Origin of the sequence: Exiguobacterium sp. HVEsp1 (genome assembly GCF_002009685.1) — a bacterium.
In the GTDB taxonomy this organism is placed as follows: domain Bacteria; phylum Bacillota; class Bacilli; order Exiguobacteriales; family Exiguobacteriaceae; genus Exiguobacterium; species Exiguobacterium profundum.
This window is the reverse complement of the sequence record NZ_KV917367.1, coordinates 575,163-601,485: the sequence shown is the minus strand read 5'-3', so window position 1 is coordinate 601,485 and position 26,323 is coordinate 575,163. Positions and strand designations below refer to the sequence as shown.

General features: G+C 46.7%; 27 protein-coding genes, 1 tRNA gene and 1 pseudogene. 12 read left to right on the top strand and 17 right to left on the bottom strand.

Annotation, left to right across the window (positions count from 1 at the left end; translation table 11 throughout):
• Positions 1-29: 29 nt before the first annotated feature.
• Positions 30-944, top strand: a complete 915-nt coding sequence (locus BV910_RS03130; RefSeq protein WP_078146313.1) for a hypothetical protein — start codon at positions 30-32, stop codon at positions 942-944.
• A 179-nt stretch (positions 945-1,123) separates the two neighbouring features.
• On the opposite strand, the gene BV910_RS03125 is transcribed toward BV910_RS03130, so the two are convergent.
• Positions 1,124-1,354, bottom strand: coding sequence for a hypothetical protein (locus BV910_RS03125; protein ID WP_240499781.1), 231 nt, complete (start codon positions 1,352-1,354; stop codon positions 1,124-1,126).
• A 268-nt stretch (positions 1,355-1,622) separates the two neighbouring features.
• Between BV910_RS03125 and BV910_RS03120 the strand changes: the two genes are divergently transcribed.
• The gene (locus BV910_RS03120; protein ID WP_078146312.1) at positions 1,623-2,495 is read left to right on the top strand and encodes a hypothetical protein; all 873 of its coding nucleotides are present in this window, start codon (positions 1,623-1,625) and stop codon (positions 2,493-2,495) included.
• A gap of 65 nt (positions 2,496-2,560) precedes the next feature.
• On the opposite strand, the gene BV910_RS03115 is transcribed toward BV910_RS03120, so the two are convergent.
• On the bottom strand, positions 2,561-2,932 hold the full coding sequence (locus BV910_RS03115) for a hypothetical protein (protein ID WP_074037773.1): 372 nt from the start codon (positions 2,930-2,932) through the stop codon (positions 2,561-2,563).
• A 102-nt stretch (positions 2,933-3,034) separates the two neighbouring features.
• Between BV910_RS03115 and BV910_RS03110 the strand changes: the two genes are divergently transcribed.
• Positions 3,035-3,448 (top strand): VOC family protein, encoded by a 414-nt coding sequence (locus tag BV910_RS03110; RefSeq protein WP_078146311.1) that lies wholly within the window; start codon positions 3,035-3,037, stop codon positions 3,446-3,448.
• Between the two features lie 11 nt (positions 3,449-3,459).
• Here BV910_RS03110 and BV910_RS03105 read toward each other — a convergent pair whose 3' ends face one another.
• The gene (locus BV910_RS03105) at positions 3,460-4,506 is read right to left on the bottom strand and encodes an NAD(P)/FAD-dependent oxidoreductase (protein ID WP_074037775.1); all 1,047 of its coding nucleotides are present in this window, start codon (positions 4,504-4,506) and stop codon (positions 3,460-3,462) included.
• A 168-nt stretch (positions 4,507-4,674) separates the two neighbouring features.
• On the opposite strand from BV910_RS03105, the gene BV910_RS03100 reads away from it, so the two are divergent.
• On the top strand, positions 4,675-5,229 hold the full coding sequence (locus BV910_RS03100) for a methyltransferase family protein (RefSeq protein WP_074037776.1): 555 nt from the start codon (positions 4,675-4,677) through the stop codon (positions 5,227-5,229).
• A 36-nt stretch (positions 5,230-5,265) separates the two neighbouring features.
• Here the strand turns inward: BV910_RS03100 and BV910_RS03095 are convergent, their stop codons facing one another.
• A complete protein-coding gene (locus BV910_RS03095) occupies positions 5,266-6,075 on the bottom strand; it encodes a DUF368 domain-containing protein (protein WP_078146310.1) in 810 nt (269 codons plus the stop codon).
• A 73-nt stretch (positions 6,076-6,148) separates the two neighbouring features.
• Positions 6,149-6,724, bottom strand: coding sequence for a GNAT family N-acetyltransferase (locus tag BV910_RS03090; protein ID WP_078146309.1), 576 nt, complete (start codon positions 6,722-6,724; stop codon positions 6,149-6,151).
• Between the two features lie 100 nt (positions 6,725-6,824).
• Here BV910_RS03090 and BV910_RS03085 point away from each other — a divergent pair, with 100 nt between their 5' ends.
• Entirely contained in the window at positions 6,825-7,574 is a 750-nt protein-coding gene (locus BV910_RS03085; protein ID WP_078146308.1) for a sugar nucleotide-binding protein, read from the top strand.
• A 37-nt stretch (positions 7,575-7,611) separates the two neighbouring features.
• On the opposite strand, the gene BV910_RS03080 is transcribed toward BV910_RS03085, so the two are convergent.
• Positions 7,612-8,853 carry a cytochrome P450 gene (locus BV910_RS03080; RefSeq protein ID WP_078146307.1) on the bottom strand — a complete coding sequence of 414 codons (1,242 nt, stop codon included), beginning with the start codon at positions 8,851-8,853 and terminating at the stop codon, positions 7,612-7,614.
• A gap of 86 nt (positions 8,854-8,939) precedes the next feature.
• Here BV910_RS03080 and BV910_RS03075 point away from each other — a divergent pair.
• A pseudogene (locus tag BV910_RS03075) lies at positions 8,940-9,306 on the top strand (potassium channel family protein).
• A 16-nt stretch (positions 9,307-9,322) separates the two neighbouring features.
• Here BV910_RS03075 and BV910_RS03070 read toward each other — a convergent pair.
• A complete protein-coding gene (locus BV910_RS03070; protein ID WP_078146306.1) occupies positions 9,323-10,675 on the bottom strand; it encodes an alanine/glycine:cation symporter family protein in 1,353 nt (450 codons plus the stop codon).
• A gap of 129 nt (positions 10,676-10,804) precedes the next feature.
• The gene (gene yidD / locus BV910_RS03065; RefSeq protein ID WP_078146305.1) at positions 10,805-11,074 is read right to left on the bottom strand and encodes a membrane protein insertion efficiency factor YidD; all 270 of its coding nucleotides are present in this window, start codon (positions 11,072-11,074) and stop codon (positions 10,805-10,807) included.
• A 192-nt stretch (positions 11,075-11,266) separates the two neighbouring features.
• Between yidD and BV910_RS03060 the strand changes: the two genes are divergently transcribed.
• Complete coding sequence (locus BV910_RS03060; RefSeq protein ID WP_240499780.1) at positions 11,267-12,055, top strand: pyrroline-5-carboxylate reductase family protein; 789 nt, start codon at positions 11,267-11,269, stop codon at positions 12,053-12,055.
• A 36-nt stretch (positions 12,056-12,091) separates the two neighbouring features.
• On the opposite strand, the gene BV910_RS03055 is transcribed toward BV910_RS03060, so the two are convergent.
• The 6 genes from BV910_RS03055 to BV910_RS03030 form a co-directional block, all read right to left on the bottom strand.
• Entirely contained in the window at positions 12,092-12,790 is a 699-nt protein-coding gene (locus BV910_RS03055; RefSeq protein ID WP_078146303.1) for a DUF554 domain-containing protein, read from the bottom strand.
• Positions 12,791-12,940: 150 nt separating this feature from the next.
• Positions 12,941-13,013: transfer RNA gene (locus BV910_RS03050), tRNA-Val, on the bottom strand.
• 87 nt (positions 13,014-13,100) lie between these two features.
• Positions 13,101-13,658, bottom strand: coding sequence for a GNAT family N-acetyltransferase (locus tag BV910_RS03045; protein WP_078146302.1), 558 nt, complete (start codon positions 13,656-13,658; stop codon positions 13,101-13,103).
• A gap of 71 nt (positions 13,659-13,729) precedes the next feature.
• The gene (locus tag BV910_RS03040; protein WP_078146301.1) at positions 13,730-14,044 is read right to left on the bottom strand and encodes a DMT family transporter; all 315 of its coding nucleotides are present in this window, start codon (positions 14,042-14,044) and stop codon (positions 13,730-13,732) included.
• The gene (locus BV910_RS03035; protein ID WP_078146300.1) at positions 14,041-14,385 is read right to left on the bottom strand and encodes a DMT family transporter; all 345 of its coding nucleotides are present in this window, start codon (positions 14,383-14,385) and stop codon (positions 14,041-14,043) included. Before BV910_RS03035 ends, BV910_RS03040 begins: the two co-directional genes overlap by 4 nt.
• Positions 14,378-14,959, bottom strand: coding sequence for a TetR/AcrR family transcriptional regulator (locus BV910_RS03030; protein WP_078146299.1), 582 nt, complete (start codon positions 14,957-14,959; stop codon positions 14,378-14,380). Before BV910_RS03030 ends, BV910_RS03035 begins: the two co-directional genes overlap by 8 nt.
• Before the next feature lie 114 nt (positions 14,960-15,073).
• Between BV910_RS03030 and BV910_RS03025 the strand changes: the two genes are divergently transcribed.
• The gene (locus BV910_RS03025) at positions 15,074-15,856 is read left to right on the top strand and encodes an alpha/beta hydrolase (protein WP_078146298.1); all 783 of its coding nucleotides are present in this window, start codon (positions 15,074-15,076) and stop codon (positions 15,854-15,856) included.
• Positions 15,857-15,896: 40 nt separating this feature from the next.
• Here BV910_RS03025 and BV910_RS03020 read toward each other — a convergent pair whose 3' ends face one another.
• The gene (locus tag BV910_RS03020; RefSeq protein WP_205728285.1) at positions 15,897-17,135 is read right to left on the bottom strand and encodes an aminopeptidase; all 1,239 of its coding nucleotides are present in this window, start codon (positions 17,133-17,135) and stop codon (positions 15,897-15,899) included.
• 112 nt (positions 17,136-17,247) lie between these two features.
• Between BV910_RS03020 and BV910_RS03015 the strand changes: the two genes are divergently transcribed.
• The 3 genes from BV910_RS03015 (at position 17,248) to BV910_RS03005 (ending at position 21,320) form a co-directional block, all read left to right on the top strand.
• Positions 17,248-17,655, top strand: coding sequence for a YkvA family protein (locus BV910_RS03015; RefSeq protein ID WP_074037788.1), 408 nt, complete (start codon positions 17,248-17,250; stop codon positions 17,653-17,655).
• 77 nt (positions 17,656-17,732) lie between these two features.
• Positions 17,733-18,599: a YitT family protein gene (locus tag BV910_RS03010; RefSeq protein ID WP_078146297.1), complete on the top strand. Its 867-nt coding sequence runs from the start codon at positions 17,733-17,735 to the stop codon at positions 18,597-18,599.
• A gap of 114 nt (positions 18,600-18,713) precedes the next feature.
• Positions 18,714-21,320: a putative bifunctional diguanylate cyclase/phosphodiesterase gene (locus BV910_RS03005; RefSeq protein WP_078146296.1), complete on the top strand. Its 2,607-nt coding sequence runs from the start codon at positions 18,714-18,716 to the stop codon at positions 21,318-21,320.
• 27 nt (positions 21,321-21,347) lie between these two features.
• On the opposite strand, the gene BV910_RS03000 is transcribed toward BV910_RS03005, so the two are convergent.
• Entirely contained in the window at positions 21,348-23,417 is a 2,070-nt protein-coding gene (locus tag BV910_RS03000; RefSeq protein ID WP_078146295.1) for an alpha-amylase family protein, read from the bottom strand.
• 151 nt (positions 23,418-23,568) lie between these two features.
• On the opposite strand from BV910_RS03000, the gene BV910_RS02995 reads away from it, so the two are divergent.
• Complete coding sequence (locus BV910_RS02995; RefSeq protein ID WP_078146294.1) at positions 23,569-24,192, top strand: hypothetical protein; 624 nt, start codon at positions 23,569-23,571, stop codon at positions 24,190-24,192.
• 39 nt (positions 24,193-24,231) lie between these two features.
• On the opposite strand, the gene BV910_RS02990 is transcribed toward BV910_RS02995, so the two are convergent.
• Entirely contained in the window at positions 24,232-26,274 is a 2,043-nt protein-coding gene (locus tag BV910_RS02990) for a heavy metal translocating P-type ATPase (protein ID WP_078146293.1), read from the bottom strand.
• Positions 26,275-26,323 lie beyond the last annotated feature (49 nt).

Genomic DNA, 26,323 nt, shown 5'->3' with positions numbered 1-26,323 from the left:
GAAAAGTTTGACTGAAAGGAGGAGAGCTGATGCGCATCGGAAAGTTACGCGTATTGTTAGAGCAGTATGGCGAGGCGACGTTACGCGATTTGCTCGTCGAAATGTACCGTCATACTCCTAAAGATGTGATTGATGATCAAGATTTTGATTTTATGATCAGCCAATTCACGCGCTATAAAGAGAAAAAAAATTCTGAAGAGCGACATTCGCTCTCGCAAACCATCACCTTGGCTGAACGGTTTGTTGATTCTGCGTACGAACATTTGTACATTCGTCCGAATCAAGTCATGTCAGAACGCGACCAAAAAAATTGGTACATTCATGCTAAAAAAATCATTCGCGATTTAGCACATTACGCCGAGGAATACACAGAAGCACGTACGATGTATGAAGAAATGTTTTACCTCCTCTCTACATCAGCTGGCGAAGAACCGCTCTTCTCTACGAGTGACCCGTTTCGCCTTTTAAAAATTTCACAAGTCACCATGCTCAAGCAACTCATTCACTACTATCAGCTCGATGCCCCGATTGATACCGTTTGGATTGACCGCGCCCTATACACCGCACTCTACGTGCCAAAAGATGTTGATTCTACACGAATTGATTTACTCTCAACGCTACCCATCGAACACAGTCATGCCAATACAAGAAAACTCCTTCACTCCCGTCTCTTAAAACTTTGCGATCGGATGTTAGAGAAGTCCCAAACAGAGGATACCGCGCTCGAAAACTATCAAGCGCTTAAAATGTTAGAACTCCGCCTTCTCGTCGCTGAAGGGAATTTGAAAGAAGCGGAACAAAAATTGTTCTCTGAATATATCCCATTCTTTTCTCATCGCTCCGAACCATTTCGGGTATATGTCGACTTTTTAGAGAGTCACGGACACACTAGTGAGACGAAGCGCTTAAAACGAATTGCTAAAGAAAAGCGAATCCGATTTTAAAAAAAAGGGAGTCAATCGATGGGATCGATTGACTCCAATACATGATATGAACGAGGGGTGTTCATTTGAAAAGGAGGACAGAAAGTTGGTGCAGAACTTTCTTCCTACACATATAAGTATAAGGGAACGATTGTAACCGTTACCAAATCACTTATTGCATTTTTGTGAACGTTTTCACGTTATTCAATCGTGTTCATCATGCCAAGTCCGATGACAGATAACAACACAATTAATACGAACAAATACACCATTTCATTCGGCGATTGAAATCCTTCATGAATTTCTACATCTTCTTCGACAATGATATTTTCATGAATGACGACCGGTTCTGTCTCGGCCATGGCTGCAGACGGTGTTACCGTCAACCAAAGCACAGAAACCAGAATCAGTTGATAAATGTATTTCATCATATACTCCAACTCCGTGTTTTCATTGTGTTTAAGTATAGCACGTCTCAACCGTTCGTTGCGCTGACATTTGATGAATCTCACAGATGAACGATGAAACGAAATCCATTTCATCGTATTGGGCGGATATGTTCTATTTTACTCGAACCTTTTTCTGACGTAATTGATTTTTTCTCGAGTCAGTTTTCATCATACTGCCACACCCCACGATACAAGATAGCGCTTACAATTTATTTGTACTTATCATTTGATAAAGAAAGAAGGATTCTTCGTGAAACGAGCGCTACGTTTTGTAGAATGCAGGCAATTACCGTTACATGAGCGTATTTCCATTCAGTCGCTATATCCTTTAAGCAAGGCCCCTTTGCTTCTCTCCCTTCCCTCGCATCATCACGTCTACGTCGCACTCAATCGAGATACCCCACTCGCTTCAATCGTCGCAAACGACGAACAGCTTGAAACGGATCATGCCATTCGCCTCTCTCAAGCCACATATGGTGATCGTCACGTCTTTCGCGGACTACTTCACCGTTTGATCTATGTACGAAGTCGAGAAACGACGTACCCGATCACGTACTATCTTCAGGAGGAAGACTATCAAAATCAAGATAAGCTTCGAATATATGAAGCAGCAGGATTTCAAGTATTCCATCAAACGAAAACGTATCATCTACCGTTCATCCCATGTGAGAAAGCAACTCATAGCGATTGGATACTCGAATTAGTGGACTATTCAAGAAGAGCCGATTGGCTCACATTTCGAAATGAGCATTGTCATCTCCTTCCGAGTGCCATGTCGATGACAGATGAACAATTCGCACGAGAAGTTCGCCAGCAAACATTGTTCTATTCCGTGAAGTGGAACCGACAAGTGATTGGAATCATGAAAGTACGCTTACATATGTACCATATTTCAATACAAGAGATGCACGTTGACTGTGACGAGACTTTATTGCGGGAAGCTATTTCATTCCTTCAACAAAAATTTTTCTACATGTTCCGATACATTGAAGAGGCACATATTTCAGCAACAAGTTTGCAACCTGATTTGAGTTATACACTTCGTCGTCACGGCGCCCAAATCTCGAGTATTTGTCGTTATACGTACATACTACAGGCACCACCGACCCCGATTTATTCCTAAACAATCAAAAGACGTCGAGCAAACCAACTCTTTCTCAAAGGAAAAAGTTGTTCATTCGACGTCTTTTATTCTGCAGCAGTAGTCGACTCCATCGCTAGAGGCGGCATCGCTTCAAACAGTTCTGTCCGAAGCCCCGTGTCTCTCAAATCGAGCGATTCAATCCGATCGAACTTAATTTTGCGATCGACGACGTTAAACCAATACGTAATATTTGGTTCATCTTTAAAACGAATCGCATAATTCGACCCATTTAAATGAAAGTCGACCTCGGTAGACAGCAACTCGGTCGGACCAATCTGTTTATGGGTCGTTAATCGTTCAAGGACAACCTGTTCTTCATTGATGCGATAGTCGACAAACGTCGCAAGCGAGAGTCCAAACACAAATGATACAAAGGCGAAAGTGCCCACCAAACCCATCGTGATTTTTCCGTTCATTTCGCTGTCCCTCCCTCTCCTATTATATCGGATAGGCTTGAAACGTTGTGAAGTGACATTTTGTTCAACTTTAGGCAAACTGAAGCAGAAGGAGGAATGTACATGCATATCGATCATACTGGGATTGCCGTTCGAGACTTAGACGAGGCGATCACATTTTACACGACGGTCTTAGGAGGAAAACTCGTGGACCGCTATACGAACACGGCCATCGGGGTCGAGACCGAATTGGCCGTCATTCATATTGGAGAGGATGTCATCGAATTGTTGCGTCCGACTAGTAAGACGAGTCCGATTGCCCGGTTCATGAAAGCTCGAGGGAAGGGTGTTCATCATATCGCCTATCGTGTCGACGATTTGGACGAAGCGATGGCCGCTCACAAACAAAATGGCATCACCTTTTTAGAAGACACGCTGCGTACGACCGTGAAAGGTAGACGCTTAATCTACATGGACCCGCGTCATTCAGGCGGTGTGATTACCGAGCTTTGTGATTATCCTAGAGAAAAGCAGTAAGAGTGGTCCTCTTACTGCTTCATCATGGTTTCTTCTATGATTTGACGATTCTTCTCTTTTAACCGTTCATTATGAGAGGACACCATTGCGGTAGCATTCGCATTCGGGTCAATGTATGTTTTGGCCCGGTTCACCGCATTCGCAGCATCTTGAAACGCTCCAGCGATGAGATGTACTTTCCCTTCATGCGTGAGAATATCACCGGCAGCGTACAATCCCGGTATGGATGACTCGCTACCTGAATTCCCTTTCACATAAAACCCATCCTTCATCTCGACCTGCAATTCGCTGTTCCGAAGCAACTCCGCGTCTTGTTCATATCCGTGATTGATGACCACTTCATCGACCTCGATTACGCTCGTCTCTCCTGTTTCGACATGAGTCAAAAGAACTTGTTGAATCGATTTCCCATCGTGAGAAATCAAATCCGTCACTTTTGATCGTGGGCAACAGTCGACTCGACCCTGTTTAATTTTTTCAACTTGTGCTTCATGTCCACTGAGTTCTTCTTTTCGATACGTCAGCACGACCTGCTCTGCAATCGGCTCGAGCGCATTCGCCCAATCGACTGCACTATTGCCGCCACCCGATATCAAGACGCGCTTTCCTTTAAAGCGTTCAAGTGATTTAACCGTGTAATGGAGGTTCGACAATTCGAACCGCTCCGCCCCGCTCACTTCAACCTTATGCGGTTTGAGGATCCCGCTTCCTGTCGCAACGATGACGGTTTTGGAAATGTGATGACCGTTCGTCGTGTCGATCCCGAACAAATCGTCTGAACGCTTAGAGATCGACTCCACCTTCTCGCCAAGAAGGACCGTCGGAGAGAAGGTGAGACCTTGCTCGACGAGTTGGTCGATCAGTTTTGCCCCAGTCGTCGGTAGGAGACCACCTACATCCCAAACCATTTTCTCTGGATAGACATGTACTTTCCCGCCTAAAAAAGGTTGAAATTCGATAATTTTCGTCTTCATACCTCGTAAACCGCTGTAAAAAGCGGCATACAATCCAGCCGGTCCCCCACCGATAATCGTCACGTCGAATACTTCCTCGTTCATCGTCGCACCCTTCCTCTCTATATACGTAAAAATGATAATCATTCTCATTAGATGATAACCTGTTTTGGTCACTTTGACAATTTTTTTCGAATATCGTCCTGATGGATTTGGTTTTTCTTATGCGTAGGTCGGGTAATGAAACATGAATTAAAAGGGAGGATGTGCGTGATGAATTGGATGGATGTCCTATTAATCGTCGTATCATTTTTTTGGCTAGTTGAGACGTGGCGATTTCGTAACCGAAAAGAGGCAACAGACGGGGCTGTCGAGCGGAAGAGCTTTTACTTTGTAGCGACGACGATGATTGGCGTCTTCGTGTTGTCTATGATCTCTTCGCTTGTTTTCGAATCACAGCCTTCGACAGTTCAACGAATCATCGGACTTACTTTTTACATAGCCGGCGTGTCGTTACGTTATTGGGGGATTTTACATTTACGTCATCAATTCACACGACATGTCGTCGTCCGACCGGAAGACGAACTCGTCAGCTCGGGACCGTATCGTTACTTACGCCACCCTCTTTACACAGGGTTGTTATTGATTACGTTCGGATTCTCGCTCTACTTTATTCATTGGGGGATCGCACTGATTGGCGCGGGTCTCACCTCGCTTGCGTTACTGTACCGCATTCGAATCGAGGAAGGTATGCTCATTCGCCATTTCGGTCAGTCTTACCAATCCTGGTCGAAGACGCGCAAGCGCCTCTTCCCCTTCATCTATTAAAAAGGAGTCCGGCTCATCGCTGGACTCCTTTTTCATTTAGACAGAATATTTGCTGAGTAATCGGACGACGATGACCCCCGCGATGAATGCGACGATACTGAGTATCCACATGGCTCCAGAAGCTGGTACACCCGGAAACACGACGGCGAGTGAGCCAATGACCAATCCGATGATGACGGAGAACGTCATTCCCGGGAAATTCGCCAACAAGTAACGAATGACTTTACTACTTACAATAAAGCCGACGGCCACTCCAGCACCGACAATCCCAATAATCAACAGATTGAAGTTTGAGATGGCGCTGATGACGGTTGGATAAACGCCAATTAACAACAAGACGAATGAACCGCTAATTCCAGGAAGCAACATGGCCATGCTGCCCAACCACCCAGAGAAGAATAAGAGAAGCGCCGTCCCGAACGTCACGTCCGTCATAATAGACGAATCAACCGGATTCAAGAATGCCATACTCGCAACGAGTATCGTTGCGACAACCATAGCAATAACATGAACCGGACGAATCGATGCGCGTGATTTAAATTCCACGAATAGAAGTGGAATAATCCCTAAAATCAATCCGATAAAGAAAAATTGTGTCGGTGCATAATACTCCAGCAATAAGTATTCGATAACTCGACTCAATGCGATAATGGCTGTCCCCATTCCAATTGCCAATGGAATCAAGAACCCGATATATTTTTTCCAATATCGGCTAAATACGCCGCTAATCGCTTCGATGAGTTGATCGTAGATGCCTAAAATGACTGCAATGGTACCGCCGCTTACACCAGGGATTAAATCACTCGTCCCCATGGCCATCCCTCGCCAAATGTTCTTCCACTCCATAATGTATCTCCTTTACGTATATCTTTCCTCAAGCACTTAGTATAGTCGAGAAAAGAAGTTTGCGCATCCGCTTTTAGACTGAGAAAGGAGTCGAATTGATTTCTTTGATCATATAGTCAAATCTCGCCCCAGAAATGTTGATTTCTTTTTCCTTACGGAAGCCGAGACGTGTGTATAAGCGATGCGCCGCAGGATTTTCTTGATCCACGTTCAATGTGACGGCGGGCACACCGCGTTCTTTCGCAACGAGACAAACGTGTTCGATTAACTTCGTCCCGATCCCACGACCTCCATACGCCTCTGCGACAGCCAGTGAATCAATGTATTGGACATAACCTTCCGTTTCAACGTCCACCTCTTCTCCACTTCCATGCGCCGTCAACCATTCTCGAATCGGTCGATCCAATTCTTCTGCCTTATCCCCACGATACGAGATGATCATTCCGGCAACTTCTCCTTCAAAATCCGCCACCCAGATGTTTTCGTGACTCAAGCGATTATTTGGTTTCTCTACCCACATCGCTAGTCGCTCCAATACCTCAGGTGTATCCGTTGATGCCGTCAATGTGTACGCAATCTCATGGATCGCTTGATACATGAGTGGTGCAATTTGTTTACTATCTTGTTTGGTTGCTTGTCGAATATTCATGATTGATCCCTCCATCATCCAGTCTAGCATAGCCCGGCACACCGATTGTTTGTCCACACTCGTTTTGTGGCATCATATAGAGTGAAAGGGGCGAACCGAAATGAAAGCTATTCTTACAGGAATGAACGGTACAGTGGCACCCGTCGTTGCCGAAACGTTACAGCGCCACGGAATTGAAGGGATTGCGTGGAATCGCGAGCAAGTGTCCACGACAAACGAAGAGGAAATGCGAGAATTCATCGAGCGCATCCGACCGAACTACTTTTTACATATCGGTATGGGCGCGGTGGAGTGGGCCGAGACGCTCGCTCGTTTATGTGGTGAGGCGAAAATCCCTTTCCTGTTCACGAGCACGGTTTCAATTTTTTCAGATGAAGTGACCGGACCGATTTCCCCAGATACGCTACCAGATGCCGAGGATGACTATGGAAAGTATAAGCGTGAGTGCGAACGTGCGATTATGAACGCCAATCCTGGTGCTCAAATCGTTCGTCTCGGATGGCAAATCGGGGATGAGGCCGGATCGAATAATATGATGGACTATTTTACGAACGAGATGAAGCAACGAGGGGTCATCCAAGCGAGTGAGCATTGGTATCCATCATGTTCATTTTTAGCAGACACGGCAGACGCGCTATTTGAAATTTTGACTAAACGTGGACCGGGCATCTATCAGTTAAACGGAAATGCAAACTATTCCCTATACGACATCGCCGTCGGACTAAAAGAGCTTCATGACACCGACTGGCAGATTGAATGTACCGATGAACCGAAACGGGACAATCGAATGATTGATTCATCGGTCTCCATTCGCCCTATCTCCAAACGCCTAAATTTGCAAACAAAGTAAATTCAAAATCGCCTACTCCCATCGAGTAGGCGATTTTTTATTGATTTCGAGTCAGGTGAGTCAAACGCAATTTACTTTTTGGCAGACTCGGCATGTCTACAAAACTATAGCTCAAGTCTTGAGGCGGGACTGTGTAGGCGTATTCCTTAGTAAACAACTCGATGACTTGTTCGAGAATTGCAATGGTCACATGTTCACCGGCACATCGATGTCCAAAATCTACATCTCCCCCACCTTGCGGAATAAAGTTAAACGGACTCTCGTTCCAATCTTTGAAACGAGAGGGATCGAATCGATCCGGCTCCGTCCAAATAGAGGAGTCATGATTCGTACCGTACAAATCAAGAAGCGTCAGCGTCCCTTCCGAAAATGCATAGCCGTCCCATTCAAAATCGGTTTTGACACGAGCTGCCGCTACAGGGAAAAATGGATAAAACCGTCTCACTTCCTGGACAAATTCTGTTTTCGAGACCTCTCCCCGCTCTACCTGCTCTTTTACATCCGGGAACTGATGTAAAGCTAAGACAGTGAAGAGGACATACACCGAGATTGCGACAGTCGGGCGTAAAATGTTCAATACTTCGACCGCCACGACGTCTTCAGGTAATAACTCTCCGGATTCATCCCGGTGCCACGAAAATTCGTACAGCGCCGTATGTTCGTTCGGCAATAATCGATTCGACCGCACTTCTTTTACCGTCTGACGAATCCAGGCTTCAGCGGAACTTCGTGCCTTCCGACCTTGTAAATACGTGGGACCAAGAGACGTACCCGATTCAAATAATAACCTCATCTCTTCAGTGCGCTTCCCAACTTCTTCTTTCGCAAGTGGAACTCCCGACCATTCACATACGGCCTTCATCAACACTTGTTGCGCAATATCGTATAAGACGACCTCCTCTCCCATTTGTTCAATCCGGTTCCACTCTCGATATGTCAAGCGGAGCAATCGATCTATGTTTTCTTTTGTCATCAATGACATGAACATCTGTTTTCGATGCGTATGTGCCGCACCATCTAGTGTTTGGACCCCATCTTCTCCAAACAAGGTTTTCAATAGACGTTTTGGCGCCGCATTCTGACGCATGAATTTGTCTGCATCATAGAACACCTCTGCCGCCTCTTCGCCCCCAAGACAAATCACGCGCTCCCCGAGCAAACGTGTTTCAAAGATATTTGATTGAAAACTTTTGCGACGATTCGCGACAAACAAATATCCTTCCCGTAAAAAATCGACACTATGGTCGAGACCTTCTTGTTTCGGTATGACTTTCCCCATCCAACTCACCCTTTCTCTTTTTTCGAACTATAGAGGATGTTCCCCTGTCGTTAGAGAACAAACCTAATATTGAAAGGACGAGTGACGTGTTACCGTTCTTACTGACGTTGCGCCAGATTGCCAGCGGAGTCTGGCGTGGTCTCCGTGACCCTGAGTTCCAAGTCTTATTCAGTCTTGCCTTCCTTACCGTCCTCTCCGGTACACTTTTTTTACACCCGGTTCGAGGAGATGCGTTGGTTGGACGCACTTTACTTCAGTGTCATCACCCTGACTACCATCGGATATGGTGATTTTGCCCCTCAGACCGACATCGGAAAAATATTCACAATCGGATATGTATTGACCGGGGTGGGCATCATGGTTGGCTTTATCACAAAAGTGTTTGATCATTTACAAAAAGCACGACTCGATGAATTAGAAGCAAAACAAAAGACGCCACCCTCTGATTCATAAGGATGGCGTCCTTTGTTTAGGAAACTCTTCGATTTTCAGTTTCAAGCTGCTGGTTGAAACGCTTCGTCTCGGCAATGACAACACCCGACAAGAACAAGAGACCAATCAAGTTCGGGATGGCCATCAAGCCGTTGAAGACATCCGATAACGCCCATACCAAGTTCAAGTTCGTCGTCATGGCACCGAGTCCCGCGACGAGTACAAAAGCAATCCGGTAGGGAAGAATCGACTTTTGTCCGAACAAGTAATGGATGGAGCGTTCGCCGTAATACGACCAACCGAGCACGGTCGAATAGGCGAACAAAACGAGCCCGATTGTGACAATATAACCGCCGGCTGGTCCGAGGAACAGTTCAAATGTAGCTGAAGTCAATTCGACCCCTTTAAGTCCTGTCCCGATTTGACCACCCATGACGAGTGTCAACCCTGTCACCGAACAGACGACAAGCGTGTCCAAGAAGACTTGAGTCATCGAGACGAGCGCCTGACGACCCGGCATATCTGTTTTCGCTGCCGCTGCTGCGATCGGAGCAGAGCCAAGACCTGCTTCGTTCGAGAAGACACCACGTGCCACCCCGTATCGAATGGCAGCTCCGATGGCCCCTCCACCGATTGCTTCTGCACTAAACGTACTGCTGAAGATGAGTGCGAACGCATCCGGAATCAGTGAGTAATTCATCACCATAATGATGAGACCGCTACCTAAGTAGAAGGCAATCATGACGGGGACGAAGTAACTGACCACTTTCCCGATGGAACGAACGCCTCCAAGGATGACCGCACCTGTAAAAATCATAATGAGAATCCCTGATATGTAGAGTGGTACATCGAATGTCGTTTTTAAGGCCAATGCGACCGAGTTCGTTTGGACCCCGTTTCCAATACCGAACGCCGCAATCGATGCGAATGCCGCAAATGCGACTGCTAACCATCGTTGATTCAACCCTCGTTCTAGGTAGTACATCGGTCCACCAGCCATTTGACCGCGCTCATCAGTGACCCGATACTTCACAGCAAGAACTGCCTCTGCGTATTTCGTTGCCATCCCAAAGAAACCGGACACCCACATCCATACGATGGCTCCCGGTCCTCCTAATACGACCGCTGTCGACACCCCGACGATATTCCCCGTACCGACGGTCGCCGCCAGAGCGGTCATGAGCGCCTGGAAGTGACTGATGTCCCCTTTAGAGGATTGATCCTGATTTTTCGAAAACGCCAATTTCAACGCATACGGTAATTTGGTGATTTGAATTCCACCTAGACGCACCGTCAAGTAAATGCCTGTCCCCACAAGCAAAATCAAGAGCGGCGGTCCCCATACAAAGTTGGATGCCGTACTCACCCATTCACTAAATGATTGCCCCATACAACGTATCCCCTTTCCCCGAAAAATAGTGTACACCTCTATTTTTTCAGAATACTCAGATCAATGCAAAAGTATTGTACTAAAACAACCAATCCACTTTTCGTTCTGTACAAAAACAGCGAGACGAACTCAATCGCCTCGCTGTGACTCAGGTTTCTCTCGTTGTAAAGGCGCTTTCCAATCAAACGTATCCGGAACATAATCGAGCCCGCCTGGATGAAACGGCTGGCAGCGAATGAGTCGGCGAGCGGTTAAATAACTGCCTTTGACAGCCCCATGTTTTTCAATTGCTTCGATTCCGTAGTGCGAACAGCTCGGATAAAATCGGCACGTTGGCGGCTTTAATGGTGAAATAAAACGCTGGTAACCTTGAATCCCTTTTACTAGTACACGTTTCACACGATTTCGCCTCACTCTTTTGAATTAGTGCCATCATAGCGCGATTTGAGATGTTTGTCATGTTCGTCGATTCCTATGTCAAATCGTTTTCCATCTCTTTACAAATGAGCAGGATGGGCGATATTCGAGTGTATGTTTGTTATGATAGTCAACATAACTATTGACCGAATCGAAAAGAAGAGGTGACAAATGATGAATCAATTACTAATGGTCGGTGCTGGATCCATGAGTGAGGCGCTCGTTCGCGGATGGATCGACTCGGGCATCGAACCGACACACATCACAATGACAAACCGAAGTGACCGGGAGCGCTTACTCTTCCTACAAGATGAACTCGGCGTTCAAATTGTTGAGGACGAAAACGTGAACGACTATGACATCGTCGTATTAGCGATGCAACCTGATGGCGTCATCCCGTACGTAGAATCAAAAGAATGGAAGACCCCACTACTCGTCTCGGTCGCGGCACATATCGAACCGAGCCAATTAGAAGAGGCTTCAGGGCTACCAGCTGTTTGCGCCATGCCGAACACGCCTGTCGCCCATCGGAGCGGGATGACGGGTCTATGGTTTGGTCCAGAAACTGATGAGGCTGATCGCGCAAAAGCGACTTCTCTCTTTGAACGGGTCGGACGAACGGCCGTCACCGATGCGAAGACGATGTCGGCCTTTATGGCTGCTGCCGGGTGCAGCCCAGCCTTCTTCTATGAAATCGTGGGTGCGATGACGCCTGTCCTAACGGATGTCGGTTACGACGAACAGACAGCGCGTCAAATTGTCGCCCAAGCGATGAAAGGCTCCGCTGAGTTGTTGTCTCATGAAACACGGAAGACGAATGAACTGATTGCCGATGTGGCCGCTCCAGGTGGACCGACAGACCGAGGCGTCGGCGTGCTTCGGGAACGGAACCTTGCTGACGTGATGGCTTCAGCCTTGCGCGAAAGTGCCAAAGAAGATCATGAAACGATAGAGAAACCATAAAAAATGGATGGAAGCGACTCGCTTCCATCCATTTTTTCAATTGATCGTATGTATGATGGACACAATCAAACCCACCACCAAAATCCCTGGCAATAAGTTGGCCACGCGAATTTTAGTGATTCCAACCAAGTTCAAGCCAATCGCCACAATCATGACCCCACCGGTCGCGGTCATCTCTAAAATAAAGCTGTCCATGAGCGATTCCGGAATGAACTTCATGATTTGAATGGCGAGTAACGCAATTCCTCCTTGGTATACCAGTACTGGAACGGCGGAGAACATGACCCCGATCCCAAGTGTCGAACTCAACACGAGAGCGGTGAATCCATCAATCAATCCTTTCGTGTATAACACGTCATGATCACCACGCAAGCCACTATCGAGCGCCCCGATAATGGCCATCGCCCCGATCACGAAAATGAGTGTGGCCGTTACGAATCCTTCCGCTACACTCGATTGACTTCCAAGACGCCGTTCGAGCCGATAACCGACTTCATTCAATAATTCATCTAACTTCCACCATTCCCCGAGCGCAGACCCGACGACTAGACTTCCGATGACGATTAAGAAGTTCTCACTTTTCATCCCCATTTGAATCCCAAGCAAGATGACCGCAAGCCCGATTGCCGCCGTCACCGTCTCTTTCATACGCTCCGGAATGCGCTGAAATAAGAGACCTAGCAATGCCCCGATGACAATCAATGCGGCATTGACGAGGGTTCCCGTTAGCACCATGTCGCATTCCCCGTTTCATTATGTATTGAAAGGAATATACCAATTGCTTTCGTGCCATGTCAATATACAAAAAAAAGAGCCACTTCTCGCAAGAAGTGGCTTCGCGGAAACCCATGTTCCGGTGGGTTTCTCGAGGGTTTGGCACCCAAGTGATTCTGACTGGGCTCGAACCAGCGACCTCTACCCTGTCAAGGTAGCGCTCTCCCAGCTGAGCTACAGAATCAGGTCGTGTCCTCTCTTAAGGACACTATTAATATATCAAGAAACTATTGAGTTGGCAACAACTTTTTTTATTTATTTAGAGACTTTTTTATCGTGTCATTTGTTGACGGTCGATATGTCGACATAACCGCTCCAAGTCACCCGCATAAACGGAGACGAGCATATCCTTATAGAATGTATCTCGATCCCAATGAAGACCATTCGCCTTAGCGACACGTTGAGACGGAACGTTGTCCGGATGAATCAGAGAAATAATCTCCTTCTCGCCCTCTGAAAAGGCATGCTGCATCAGACGCGCAGCGGCTTCTCGGCCATATCCCATGTGCCAATGCTTCGGTGACAACCAATACCCGACTTCCAACTCGATTTTACCGTCCAATTCATGCAATAACGTACCTGCGTGACCGATCGGTTCATCACTGTCAAATGTCATAAGCTTCAGGAGACCCGTTTGGCGTCCTGTCTCATAGCGGGCCAATTGACGTTCAAACCACTCAATCGTCTGTTCGTCAGTATACGGTCTCCCATCCGGACTGATGAAGCGCATCACCCGAGGATCTTGGAGAAGCGATTTGACAAAATAGAAATCAGAAAGCGTATACGGTTCAAACCGCAAACGTTCGGATTGCAACTCGACAAGATGCATCGTTTTCCGCCCCTTTCTTTCATCTCATAATCTGAATTAATAAATTCCCGTTTTCAGCACATTTCAATCCTTTAGGCCACAACTTTTAACCCGACCACACTCCCGATAATCAGCGTCAAATAAAAGATGCGCCAGCGACTTTTCGATTCGTTCAAATAGAGCATCCCTAAAATGACACCACCGGCCGCGCCGATACCTACCCAGATGGAATAGGCAAGACTAAGAGGAATGACCTCAAGTGATTTTGATAACCAATAAAAGCTGAGCGTAAACGATAAAATCGATGCAATCGACCATTTCAAAATCTGGTATCCTTTCGATTTCCCCATAAAGAAAACGGCTGTCATTTCAGCAATTCCCGCTCCAATCAGATAAACCCAACTCATGCTTCTTCCCCTCCTGTCACTTGCTTCAATCCGATGATACCGACAATCAATGTCGCCACAAGGATCAGCTTCCATCCATTAAGCCCCTCGTCAAATAAGAAGGCACCAACTATTACTGTGCCGACCGCTCCGATTCCTGTGAATACGGCGTACCCCGTCCCGGCAGGAAGCGTCCGAAACGCTTTCGCCAATAATCCGAAACTAAGAATCAATAACACGATCGTCCACAATGTCGGACCTAAAACCGTGAAGCCTTCAGACAGCTTCATCGTCGTCGCCCAGACGATTTCGAGTAGTCCTGCAAACAGGAGGGAAATCCATGCACCCTTCTCTTTACTCATCCCAACCCACCCCTTTCTTGAAAATTCGAAACGCAGCTTGTTGTCGCATCTCCCGGTCATCTTCAAATGTAAATAAAGACAATAAAGCACCGTCTAGGAAGCAATAGTACGCAGCAAATAGTTCATCGAGCGATTGTACCGGTAAATCGCCACGCTCCATCGCCAGTCGAAATTGTTCTTTCTCAAATCGTTCTAACTTGGTTTCGACCGTACCGATGACTTCCTCGATATACTCTCGAAACTCAGGAGGAGGGACAAGTAACATTCGTTTAGTCAACATCCATGTCTCATGATCACTAAAGAAGGACGTGAGCGTGTTGACGATTGACTCGATTCGTTCTAAAGGTGGTTGTCCTACCGTATCGTCACACGTTGTCTGCCATACTTCTTCGTAACGATTCGCCATGTCTGTGACGACTTGTTTGAACAATTGTTCCTTCCCATCGAAATGGGCATATAAAGACGGCTTGCGAATTCCTACATCTTCCGCTACTGCCGCTAGTGACAACCCTTCGTAACCTTCCCGTGCGAAGCGTGTGCGAGCAGACTGCATGATTTTATCTTTTGTATTCACGTCATTCACTCTCCTTGCCTTATACATTACCTAACGAACGGTAGGTAGTCGAGTCAGACGATTGTATTTTGGTTCATGATTCTCCACAATACAAGTAGAAAGAGGTGACGAAAGATGATTGAACAATTGAACGTGTCGATTCCGACGGAGAAGGTACGTGGTCAAAAGCGGATTGTCCGCGTATTTCGACCAGACTGGGTCGACGTCAGCACCCCGCTTCCCGTCCTGTATATGCATGATGGACAAAATGTGTTTTCTGGAAACACTGCTACATATGGAGAAGGTTGGGAAATCGATCGTTGCATCGATCTGCTACGACTCCCGCTCATGGTCGTCGCCATCGCGAGCGCCCCGAACTGGCTGGACCGTTATGATGAGTATTCATATGAGGAAGATGAGATGCTGTATCGACGGATTGGACCCGAATTGGCAAGAAGTCGTCCAACACTCGGTGGCCGAGGCCGTCTGTATACAGATTGGCTCATGAACGAATTAAAACCACGAATTGACAGCGAGTACGCTACTGACCCAGAAGATGTCGGGGTCATGGGGAGCTCGATGGGAGGTGTCATCTCTCTATACATGATGGCGACCTATCCTTCTATTCGACGTGTTGGCTCCCTCTCCACTGCGGCATGGGCCAATCTTGATCCATTGATCCGAGAAATGAAACATGCTGAGTTCGCCGGTAAACTATATATGGACATTGGCACAAATGAAGAGAGCGGGCCTATCACTCCAAGCGACTACCTATTCACGAATGCGAAACTAATTGACGTCATCGTGCAAAAAGGAGTCGCTTTCCGATATGAAGTCGAACCAAATGCGATTCACAACGAATCGGCCTGGCGTCGCCGCTTGCCTCACGCATTGCGCTATCTATACGATTGCACGTAAAAAGAGCGAATTCCGAAAGCTACGGAATTCGCTCTTTTGTTTAGATGACCCAGTTCCCGTCACGCATGATTGCTTCACGCGTCCCGTCTTCCCGTTCACCATCGATATTCATTTCGGCTGACCCGATCATGAAGTCAACGTGTGTCATCGAGTCGTTCGCCCCGTTCGCCGCGAGCTCTTCTTGTGACATCGAAGGACCCCCTTCGAGACATGTCGAGTACGCACGGCCAAGCGCCAAGTGACACGATGCATTCTCATCAAACAACGTGTTATAGAAGAGAAGACCCGAGTTCGAGATTGGAGAATCATCCGGAACGAGCGCTACTTCACCGATACGACGCGCCCCCTCATCCATGTTCAACAATTCATCAAGAGCCGCTTGCCCTTTTTTCGCCTCCGCTTTGACGACTTTCCCACCTTCAAACCAAAGAGTGAACTCATCAATCAAGTTCCCGCTGTAGCTGAGTGGTTTTGTACTCGATACGTGACCTTCCACAGAATCTTTATCTGCGAGCGTGAACACCTCTTCCGTCGGCATGTTCGCGATAAAGTCGATGCCATCGACGTTCGGACCGCCACCGCCAAGGAAGACGTGTTTTTTCGGAAGTCCAATCGTCAGTTCCGTACCTGGCGCTTTGTAATGAAGCTTCGCATATTTCTTCTCTGTCAATAGCTTCGCACGGCTACGGAGTGATTGATCGTGTGTATCCCATGCCGCGACAACATCTTCTTGATCCATCCGCGTTGCTGCGAAGATGGCTTGCCATAATGCTGCAACCGCATCATCACGTCCCGGGAATACCTTTTGTGCCCACGCTTCTGACGCACCTGCGATGATTGACCAGCTCACATTGTCGCTCATTACATATTGACGCCACTTCGCAAGCGCTTGTCCTGCTGCACGGTTCGCATCCGAAATGCGTGACGATTCCACACCATTCAACGCATCCGGGTCATCACTGACGATTGACAAGAATGCCGTCTTCTCTTCAGCCAATTGCTCAAAACGAGCCTTCAACCAATCTGGAAACTCTTTGAACGAATCCGCTGGTGCATTGAAATAACGGATCTTCCCTGTTTCTTCGTCGCTCCAGTTGACGAACACTTGCTTCGCTCCGGCCGCATAAGCAGCCTTCACCACGTGACGGACGAGTGGTGCCTGACTGATGTCAGCACGTACTTCTAATTGTTGACCAGGTTGAATGTTCACACCTTTTTTCACCGCTAATTCTGCATAGCGTGCGAAATCTGCCTCTGTCGGCATCGAAATCTTAGACATATGTATCGTTCCTCCTTTTCAGTTATCTTTATTTTCTTAAATTTCAGGAAAAGTTGCAACCAATGCGCAAAAACGGGCATATTAGTAGATGAAGAAAGAAGGAGGAATCCAAATGGCAGATTGGAAAACAACATACACACATTTTTTAAAACAAGCGAAAGAAGACATCCGCGACCGAGAACAATTGGGCGACTTGCTCGTTCAAGGTGAACGCGCACTCGCAAAAGTCACAGTCGATGTGGCATCCAATGAAATCAGTAACATCGAGCGTGAAGAAGAACTGACACTTTACTTCCAGATGAAACAAATGCTGAATATGTTACGCGCGCTTTACAATGAACAATTTGAGATGCAACCCGATAAACAAGAAGAACTTGTTGCGGCCATCCTATACTTCGTCTCCCCATTCGATGCGATTCCAGACGATGTCCCACTCGGACTTTTTGATGATGCTCAAGTCATCGATTACGTACATGAGCAATTAGCGAGTGATATCGATCGATTCCATAATGACATGTGAGACTTGAAATGACGTAAAAGTAGCAGTACGCTTGCAGAAGACTTACAAAAAGGAGGCGTCAGGCCTAGCCATTATCTATGTATGCAAAATCTCGAAAACGGGTTGCCCTTGAAACGGTATTGTTCATCATTGCCGGGACAATCCTTCAGTCTGTCTTTGTCAGCTTACTGCTCAAACCAAACGAAATCGGTTCTGGAGGAATCGTCGGAATCACGTTGATTACGAATGAACTGTTTGGAACTCCCATCGGTTTGACACAGCTCGTGCTTAATATCCCACTCTTTTTATTGGGACTAAAATATTTGGGACGTCGATTTATCTTGATGACAGGAATTGTCGTCGTACTTTCCTCTATCCTCATCGATAGTTTGCCAGTCTTGATTCCCCCGACCCCACTCGATGATCCGCTCGTCGCTTCGGTGTTCAGCGGAATCGTTTCAGGGCTTGGACTCGCACTTCTCCTCTTTGCAGGAGCTTCCACCGGTGGACTCGACATTCTAGGAAAAGTCATCTATATGAATAATCGAAACTTGTCGTTGCCTAAAATCTTTCTGACACAAGACATCATCGTCTATGTGTTGGTCTTCATCGTCTTTGACATCAAAGCTGTCATGTACGCGCTTGTGTTAAGCTTCGTCAGATCCCGAACGCTGCTTACGATTCATAAATTCTTCGCTGCCCAAAAGCAATGCTTCATCATTTGTCAAAAAGCAGACGAAATCAATTTGGTCATCAAGCAGAATTTGAAACGGGGCGTCACCATCATGGATGCGACAGGCGGATATTCGAACGATTCGAAAAAAATGCTGTACGTCGTCGTCCAGAACAATGAAATCCCACGCCTTCGTCAAATCGTATCTGAGATTGATTCTGAGGCGTTTATCACTGTATCCGAAATCGATTCAGTCGTCGGGAACTTTAAAGAGCACTCTTATACACTTTAAATCTAAAATTTTCGACAACAATATAGATTGTTGTCGATTTTTTTGTGTAATCTTTGTTCACCTGTTCCGATAATAAATAAGAGCCCCATACATATAAAGAAGGAGGTGCATGAGTTGTCTGCTTACTCGTTGCGCCAATACGTTCCGGCGATTCTCATCGGAACTTTTTCTACCGGACTTTTATTTTTATTTTTAACCCCGCACGACTTACGACAGATTACGTTGTTCATCTATTATCTCGTCATATCAGGGGCAGCGATTGGCTTTAGCGGAGTAGCTATCTTTAAACATAGAGGGATGCGGCGTTTTATCCATATTTTGATTAGTGCAGGAAATGTATGTTTCACGCTGTACTTACTGATGCACTATCATTCAATCAACGACAATACGCAGTCCTTGTTGTTCCTTCAAAATTTCTTTTATTTAATCATGGCTTTAATCGTCATCACGCAATCGATTGAGTTTCGTACTTTGAAACTACGCACATTCGATTTATTCGCCCTGTTTAGTTTCCTTTTGATTGGCGGACTTCATATTTGGTTCTTTTCAACGCAAGACGTCTCGCTCGTGTCACAGTTGAGCGGTTTTGAAGAGCAGATGTTACTCATCAGCCTCTATATGATGCTCGCATTCCTGTACTTAAATCGAGTCGTATCAGCTGGTCAACAGTTCCGCATTTTATTGCTCGTCGGAATTCTTGGATTCACGATTGCATCGATTGCAAACACGTTGTTTGTCTTTTCGGAAATCACACATGAAGTGATTCACCTCTTACAAATCAGTAGTATCTTGACCATCTCGATTAGCTACTGGGTCGATGATGTATCGGAAGATGCACTTGCCTACGATTCCATTGTCGATTATGTGCTGTATAGTGTGGTCGTCATGATGTTTTTACTCGCTTCCGATCGTCTTCTCGGAACATCCGTGATGGACTCGATGATCGCAAATGCCGTCCTCTTGTTGCTCATTCGTCAGTTCATCGTCTCCAAGCAGAACGCACTCATCAGCCACCGCTTGCATACGGTCAACACAGACTTGGAAGTTGCCGTGTCGACTAAGGCACATGAATTAGAAATCCGTGAACAGCAATACCGTTCGCTTTTTGCCTACCATTCAGAACCGATTTTCTTATTCGACTTGCATGGCGAAGTGTTATCTGTCAACGAGGCCGGCAGTTCTATCTTAGGACTGACAACCGAAACACTACTCGGCTCGAACATCTTAGACATCATTGAATCGAAAGACCGTGCACCTTATACCATCATTCTTCAAGAGTTGACGAACGGTCGTCCCCGAACAATCGATGTGCGTGTGATGACCGACGAAGGGGAAACACGCGTCTGGCAATTGGTCAACGTCCCAATGATCATCGAGGGAGAAGTCGAGGGCATCTACGCTATTGCTAAAGACATCACCCAGATGATCGAGCAACAAGAACAAATTCTGTATCAAGCTAAATTCGATAGTTTGACCGGCCTTCATAACCGCTACGCACTTCAAGAGCAAATCGAACGCTTGATCGAGGAAGGGCGTACGTTCACATTGATGTTTTCCGATTTGGATGGATTTAAAGAAATCAATGATCAATTCGGTCATCATATGGGTGACGAGTTATTACAACATATCGGAAAACGGCTGCGGACTGCACTCTTGCCGAACGAATATGCCGGGCGACTCGGGGGCGATGAGTTTATCGTCGTTGCGGAACATGGAGACGATGAGATGTTGACAGAACGATTGCGGCGGCTTGTCTATCGTCCCCCGTATTATATGGCCGGGACACTCGTCGAAGTACATGCCTCGATCGGGATTGTACGCTTCCCGGAGCATGGGAAAAAATTAAAGCACTTGCTCTCGAATGCCGATTTGGCGATGTATCGCGCGAAAGACAAAGGTCGTGACGAAACCGTCATGTTCGAACCAGAGTTACGGGAGGACAAAGAAGAGCGGAAAGTGTTAATGGAAGGGCTTGAAACCGCACTTGAAAAAGGCGAGATTTCCCTTTTCCTTCAGCCTCAAGTGGATGCCTCGACGAAAGAAATCATCGGAGCAGAGGCGCTCATGCGCTGGCAACATAACGGTGCGTTCATTCCACCAAGCCAGTTCATTCCGATTGCTGAAGAAACGGGCCATATTCAGGATTTAGGTCGTTGGATGATTCATGAGACATTCCAATTGATTCACGTATTTGAACAAGGCGACATCCACTTACCGAAACTATCGGTCAACTTATCCGTCCGTCAGTTGTTTGATGAACACTTGATCGATTACTTGAAAACATTGTTCAAACGGTTCCCGATTGAACCGTCACGCCTTAATTTTGAGTTGACAGAAACCGTGGCCGCACATCATTCGGATCGTGTATTAAATCGCATTTTAGAGTTAAAAGCACTCGGCATCAAGCTGTCTATCGATGATTTCGGGACAGGGTACAGTTCACTCGCATACCTCGTCCGTTATCCAATCGATGAATTGAAAATTCCTCGCGAGTTCACGATGCAGCTTGAAGAGAATCGCGAATATCAAATGGTCACGACGACCATTGTCGCCATGGCCCGCCAACTCGGTATGGCACTCGTTGCCGAAGGCGTCGAAACCGAGTACCAGGAGACGTTCCTTCGTAAAATCGGTTGTGACTCCATGCAAGGATATCGCTATGCGAAACCGATGCCGCTCGATGAATTCGTCATTTACTATATGAAACACACAACGCCTTGAACCGGTTATTCGGTCCAAGGCGTTTTCTCATCTCATCTCGTACACTTTGACTTCTCCCGGTTTCAAATCGACCACGAGATTCCAATTGTCATCAAACGAATGCTCCGCATACGGCCACGAATCAGGTGAATAGACCATCTCCGCAAAACGACTCGCATTCCAATTTCGACGTCTCACCCCATCAAGCGTGACAACTCCTCGTAGCGCATCTACCATGTTCGTATTCGCTACGACGAGCAATGTATCATTCGTTTCCGGTCGTAACCAAGCGAATCCAATGAACGGGGCGAACGGTTCATTTAAAATGAGTGGTTCAAAGTGATTCGGATCCACGAGCACATCTAACCATCGACGTCGAATTTCAGCCACTTGATGCATCACTTCAATCATTTCATCCCGTTCTGGATGATCCCAATGAAACTGATACGCATCAAAAAACGCGAGCTTCCCAAAATAAGGATCCGTCGGGAAGAGTTGATACGCCTCTTCCGGTCGACAATCGAGTCCAGTGTTCATCGGTTGTGTCTCATACAATTCGAGCCCCGAGTTCGTCATCGGAACCCCATTAGGCATAAATCCGTTCAACACCGTCAACAAGCGGCTTGCCTTTCGTCCACCTTCCCGTGTCGCGAGACGACGTGTATCGGCCGTTTCACCTGCCGCAAATACCGGAAGAGGTAAAAAGCGTGAATCGTATAAAAACTGATGGGTTTCATGCGTCTTGAATCGCGGTTCTTTATAAAAACCATATCCGATAATCATATTATAGCCAGCGTCCTTCGCCGCCCAGGCTCCGGACTCGATGAGTTCTTCAGCGATAAAGCTGAAATTCGAATCGATGGCACGCGGTTGTTCCAAAATTCGTTGTGCTAAATCGACCGGAAGGGCATGACCCATATCAATACGCGCTCCATCTATACCGTATTCCCGTTGATAGTGAGGAATGATATCAGCGAGCATCTCCCAAAGGGGTTCATTGATCTCATTTCCTCGGAATTGATTGGATTTGATCGAGTCAAATAGGATATAAGGTGCAATGTTCGCATCGTTCACATAAGGTGCCGCTGCAAGCGGATGGTCTAAGAAAAGTCGGAAATAGGTTACGTCTGACCACGGTGGTTGCGGGTCATTGATACAATCCGAGAAAGCAGGTGCAGTTGTCAAGCCGAACTCTCGTTCAATCATCGCCAATACGTTTTCTTCTGGATGCTCGAGCAACGTGTTACGTACACGATCCCACTTCTCCGCATCAATCAAGTTCGGTGCCATGGAAAACCGCCGCAAGTGTTGCCATACGTCTTCTGAGTTATACACCATCGGCAAGAAAGCAAATTCCGGTTTGACGTTCTCCCCAATGCCCGGAACATATGGCGGATGATAGTAATCGACTTCCGTCAAGGGAATCCAGTAAAACCATTCCGGGTTTTCTATGATGAGACGGTTATCTCGGGCACACGTCCGCGGGATGACATCGATGACGACACGAATCCCTACCATGTGACAGGCCTCCACGAATGCGGCAAATTCTTCTTCGACCGTCATCTCGTCACCAGTTAACGTTTCCTTTAACTCTTCATCGATTGCGAAAAAGTCTTGCACGGCATAAGGAGAACCGAATTCACCCTTCTTGTTTTTATGGCTGTGTTGCGAAATCGGTAAGAGGAATAATGTATCGATCCCCATGTAGAGAAGATGCGGAATCAATGCAAGCGCTTTCACAAAAGTGCCTGTGTCTTTCATTCCCACTGAATTCTCCATTTCAACGTAACCCGACCCATCGTGGTCCCATGAGGTCGATGTACGAACTTGCATGGAGTAAACCGATGCCCGTTTGATCCAATCCCCTCCGGTTTGTAAATGTCCGTCTGCAAGCGCAATGGAAGTACTATAGTCGCGACTTTCATGTGCATACGGGAAAATCGTTTTTTCAATCGTTTCCAACAAGAAATCATATGGATTGACACGTTCCACCCCATCTCGAACCGGCTCGGAATGGAAACGCATACGATTCCAAAGACTCGGAATCTCATAGGTAAGATTGGTTCGCTTGTTTCGTAAAACCTGGCACAGCTTGTGTAACGTCGAGTTCTCTGACATATTGACTCTCCTTATGCATCTAATTGTCTTCTCTCATCAAGAGACACTACTCTTAATGATTATACATTTCCCCGTTTTTTCCTTTTTCAAAAAAATATTTTCTGTCGTTTTTTACAAAATCATGTACGATGTAGAAGAAAGGAGGGTCACGATGTCACAACGAAAATGGATTTTATTATGGATCAGTTTATCAATCTTATCTATTTCGATTATTTTTATTTTTATTTTTCAATTGAAAGAAACAAATGAGCGTCTCGAAACCATTCAAGGCGAACAACTCGACTCCTATGAATCGATTGAAGACGTGATGTATTATAACGTCGAACGGGCAAATGCCATCCGTGGATTACTCGCATATGAAGACCGACACTTTTTAGAGATGTACTATAGCATGTCTCGACAAGCCAAAGACCTTAAACAATCCATCATCGATGACCCGGACACACCGAGCTCTGTCCTCGATTTACTCGAACGAGATGCCATTTGGGAAAAGGAAGCCGACCGCGTTCTCGTCATCTATGAAGAAGGCGACTTAGTGAAAGCGACGGCTGTCGCAGAAACGATGACAGAACTTCGGCAAACGATTTTAGAAGATTTACGGTCTCTCAAACAAATGCAATACAAAGACATTCATAAAGAGTTGATTGCGGCAGAGAATCAAGTATCTTTCTTGACACAAGTCCTTTTCACCATCACTTTTTTACTTCTTGCTATTATTGTCATCCTCACCTTTATGTTGTTGCGCATTAAAACACATCACGACAGAATCGAATAAAAAAAGAAGTGTCTCAGGTATAAAACCGAGACACTTCTTTCATGATGTCATACGAAGTAACCGCGTCGCGTTCGCGATGGCAAGAAGCGCCACTCCCACGTCCGCAAATACCGCTTCCCACATCGTTGCGATGCCGAACAATCCTAAAAACATGACAAGTGCTTTGATTCCAAAGGCAAAGAAAATATTTTGCCAGACGACGCGCTTCGTTCGTTTGCCTAGCTCAATGGCCCGAATGACATCCGTTGGCGCATCGTGCATCAATACCACGTCCGCCGCCGTGACTGCTGTATCGCTTCCGACGCCACCCATGACGAGACCGACGTCTGCCCGGGCCAAAGCCGCCGCATCATTCATACCATCCCCGACAAAAGCAACTTTACGCGTTCCGACCATCCGTTCGATTGCCTCCACTTTCTCGTGCGGCAGCAACTCCCCTCGTACTTCATCCAATCCGAGTTGCTTGCCAATTTTTGTAGCGACTTCTCGACGATCTCCAGATAGCATGACCGTCTGGATTCCGATTCGTTTCAATTGTTCGATCGCAGCCATCGCATCCGGCTTTACCGTATCCATCAGTTCGATTCGTCCAAGCCAACGATCATTCTTCATCACATGTACACTCGTCCCGATTGATGAATCTTCAATCACTTGACCTAACCGTTCCATATAACGGGCACTCCCTACATACACCTCGTCGTCACCATCTCGCGCATGGAGACCGTATCCCGGCTCCTCTTGAATCGAATCAAATGATTGAACCTCCCCAGCACGACTGACGATTGCTTGCGCAAGAGGATGATTGGATGCTCGTTCGACCCGAGCAGCTAAATGTAACAGTTCATTAACGGTGATGCCGTCTGTCGTCACGACATCGGTCACTTCAAATCGTCCGGTCGTCAATGTCCCTGTTTTATCGAAGACCACTGTATCTACTTCAGTCAACGTGTCAAGGAACTCGCCACCTTTTACAAGAATTCCTTGTTTCGATCCAGAACCGATCCCCCCGAAATAACCTAACGGGATAGAAATCACAAGTGCACACGGGCAACTGATGACGAGAAAAATCAAGGCCCGGTAAATCCATTCATTCAAGTCCCCTACAAACAAGGGTGGAACGAATGCGACAAGTGTCGCCATGACTACCACGATCGGCGTGTAGACTTTTGCCAATCGTGTGATCATTTGTTCCGTTTTTGCTTTCTTTCCATTCGCCTCCTCGACGAGAGCAATCATTTTTTGAAGGCTTGATTCAGCCGCGAGCTTTGTCGTTTCAACGATGAGACGCCCCTCGATATTGACCATACCTGCCAACACTTCCTCGCCCGCGCTCACTTGCCTCGGAACGGATTCACCTGTCAAAGACGATGTATTTAAAGAGCTCGCCCCACTCACGACGAATCCGTCCATCGGGACTAGTTCTCCTGAACGAATGACGAGGTGTGACCCGATCGTTACGTCTTCCGGCAATCGTTCCATTTCCTGACCCGCCTCGAGTACACGCGCTCGGGTCGGTTTCATATTCAACAAGGACTGAATCGATTTTCGGGAGGCGCGTACCGCCCGTCCTTGCACGTATTCACCGAGCTGATAAAACAGCATGACTGCTACCGCTTCCGGGTATTCTGAAATGGCGAATGCCCCGATTGTCGCAATGGTCATTAAAAATTTCTCGTCAAACCATTCCCGGTTCCATACGTTCCGGATCGCACCATATACGACGTCGTAGCCAGCAAGTGAATATGCCGCAATGAATCCTAAAGTCGAATCTGTCCAAATGGCAATTGAAAAAATAAAAACGGCCATAAGGAATCTCCAAAGCGTCCAATCTCGTCCTTCGGTTTGATCGTCGTCTTGTTTAACAAACTTTGCTCCCGGTTCAATCCGTCCCATCGTCTGCTCAATCGACTGAAGCGTCTTGTCACGGTTTGATGGGTCCACCCACTCAATCACCATACGACTCGTCGCAAAATCAATTTGACAAGATGCGACTTCTTCACGTTTCGATACATCTCGCTCAATCTTAGCTGCACAATTCGTACAGGTAATACCGGACACAGGTAGTACGTCTCGATTTCTCATCATATCCCCCTAACATTCAAACATTCATTTGAATATATCGTAACGTGAA

Coding starts and splice junctions, on each gene's coding strand:
- BV910_RS03130 (WP_078146313.1), top strand. CDS start 30: ATGCGCATCGGAAAGTTACGCGTATTGTTAGAGCAGTATGGCGAGGCG.
- BV910_RS03125 (WP_240499781.1), bottom strand. CDS start 1,354: ATGATGAAATACATTTATCAACTGATTCTGGTTTCTGTGCTTTGGTTG.
- BV910_RS03115 (WP_074037773.1), bottom strand. CDS start 2,932: ATGAACGGAAAAATCACGATGGGTTTGGTGGGCACTTTCGCCTTTGTA.
- BV910_RS03110 (WP_078146311.1), top strand. CDS start 3,035: ATGCATATCGATCATACTGGGATTGCCGTTCGAGACTTAGACGAGGCG.
- BV910_RS03105 (WP_074037775.1), bottom strand. CDS start 4,506: ATGAACGAGGAAGTATTCGACGTGACGATTATCGGTGGGGGACCGGCT.
- BV910_RS03100 (WP_074037776.1), top strand. CDS start 4,675: ATGAATTGGATGGATGTCCTATTAATCGTCGTATCATTTTTTTGGCTA.
- BV910_RS03095 (WP_078146310.1), bottom strand. CDS start 6,075: ATGGAGTGGAAGAACATTTGGCGAGGGATGGCCATGGGGACGAGTGAT.
- BV910_RS03090 (WP_078146309.1), bottom strand. CDS start 6,724: ATGAATATTCGACAAGCAACCAAACAAGATAGTAAACAAATTGCACCA.
- BV910_RS03085 (WP_078146308.1), top strand. CDS start 6,825: ATGAAAGCTATTCTTACAGGAATGAACGGTACAGTGGCACCCGTCGTT.
- BV910_RS03080 (WP_078146307.1), bottom strand. CDS start 8,853: ATGGGGAAAGTCATACCGAAACAAGAAGGTCTCGACCATAGTGTCGAT.
- BV910_RS03070 (WP_078146306.1), bottom strand. CDS start 10,675: ATGGGGCAATCATTTAGTGAATGGGTGAGTACGGCATCCAACTTTGTA.
- BV910_RS03060 (WP_240499780.1), top strand. CDS start 11,267: ATGAATCAATTACTAATGGTCGGTGCTGGATCCATGAGTGAGGCGCTC.
- BV910_RS03055 (WP_078146303.1), bottom strand. CDS start 12,790: ATGGTGCTAACGGGAACCCTCGTCAATGCCGCATTGATTGTCATCGGG.
- BV910_RS03045 (WP_078146302.1), bottom strand. CDS start 13,658: ATGCATCTTGTCGAGTTGCAATCCGAACGTTTGCGGTTTGAACCGTAT.
- BV910_RS03040 (WP_078146301.1), bottom strand. CDS start 14,044: ATGAGTTGGGTTTATCTGATTGGAGCGGGAATTGCTGAAATGACAGCC.
- BV910_RS03035 (WP_078146300.1), bottom strand. CDS start 14,385: ATGAGTAAAGAGAAGGGTGCATGGATTTCCCTCCTGTTTGCAGGACTA.
- BV910_RS03025 (WP_078146298.1), top strand. CDS start 15,074: ATGATTGAACAATTGAACGTGTCGATTCCGACGGAGAAGGTACGTGGT.
- BV910_RS03020 (WP_205728285.1), bottom strand. CDS start 17,135: ATGTCTAAGATTTCGATGCCGACAGAGGCAGATTTCGCACGCTATGCA.
- BV910_RS03015 (WP_074037788.1), top strand. CDS start 17,248: ATGGCAGATTGGAAAACAACATACACACATTTTTTAAAACAAGCGAAA.
- BV910_RS03010 (WP_078146297.1), top strand. CDS start 17,733: ATGTATGCAAAATCTCGAAAACGGGTTGCCCTTGAAACGGTATTGTTC.
- BV910_RS03000 (WP_078146295.1), bottom strand. CDS start 23,417: ATGTCAGAGAACTCGACGTTACACAAGCTGTGCCAGGTTTTACGAAAC.
- BV910_RS02995 (WP_078146294.1), top strand. CDS start 23,569: ATGTCACAACGAAAATGGATTTTATTATGGATCAGTTTATCAATCTTA.
- BV910_RS02990 (WP_078146293.1), bottom strand. CDS start 26,274: ATGAGAAATCGAGACGTACTACCTGTGTCCGGTATTACCTGTACGAAT.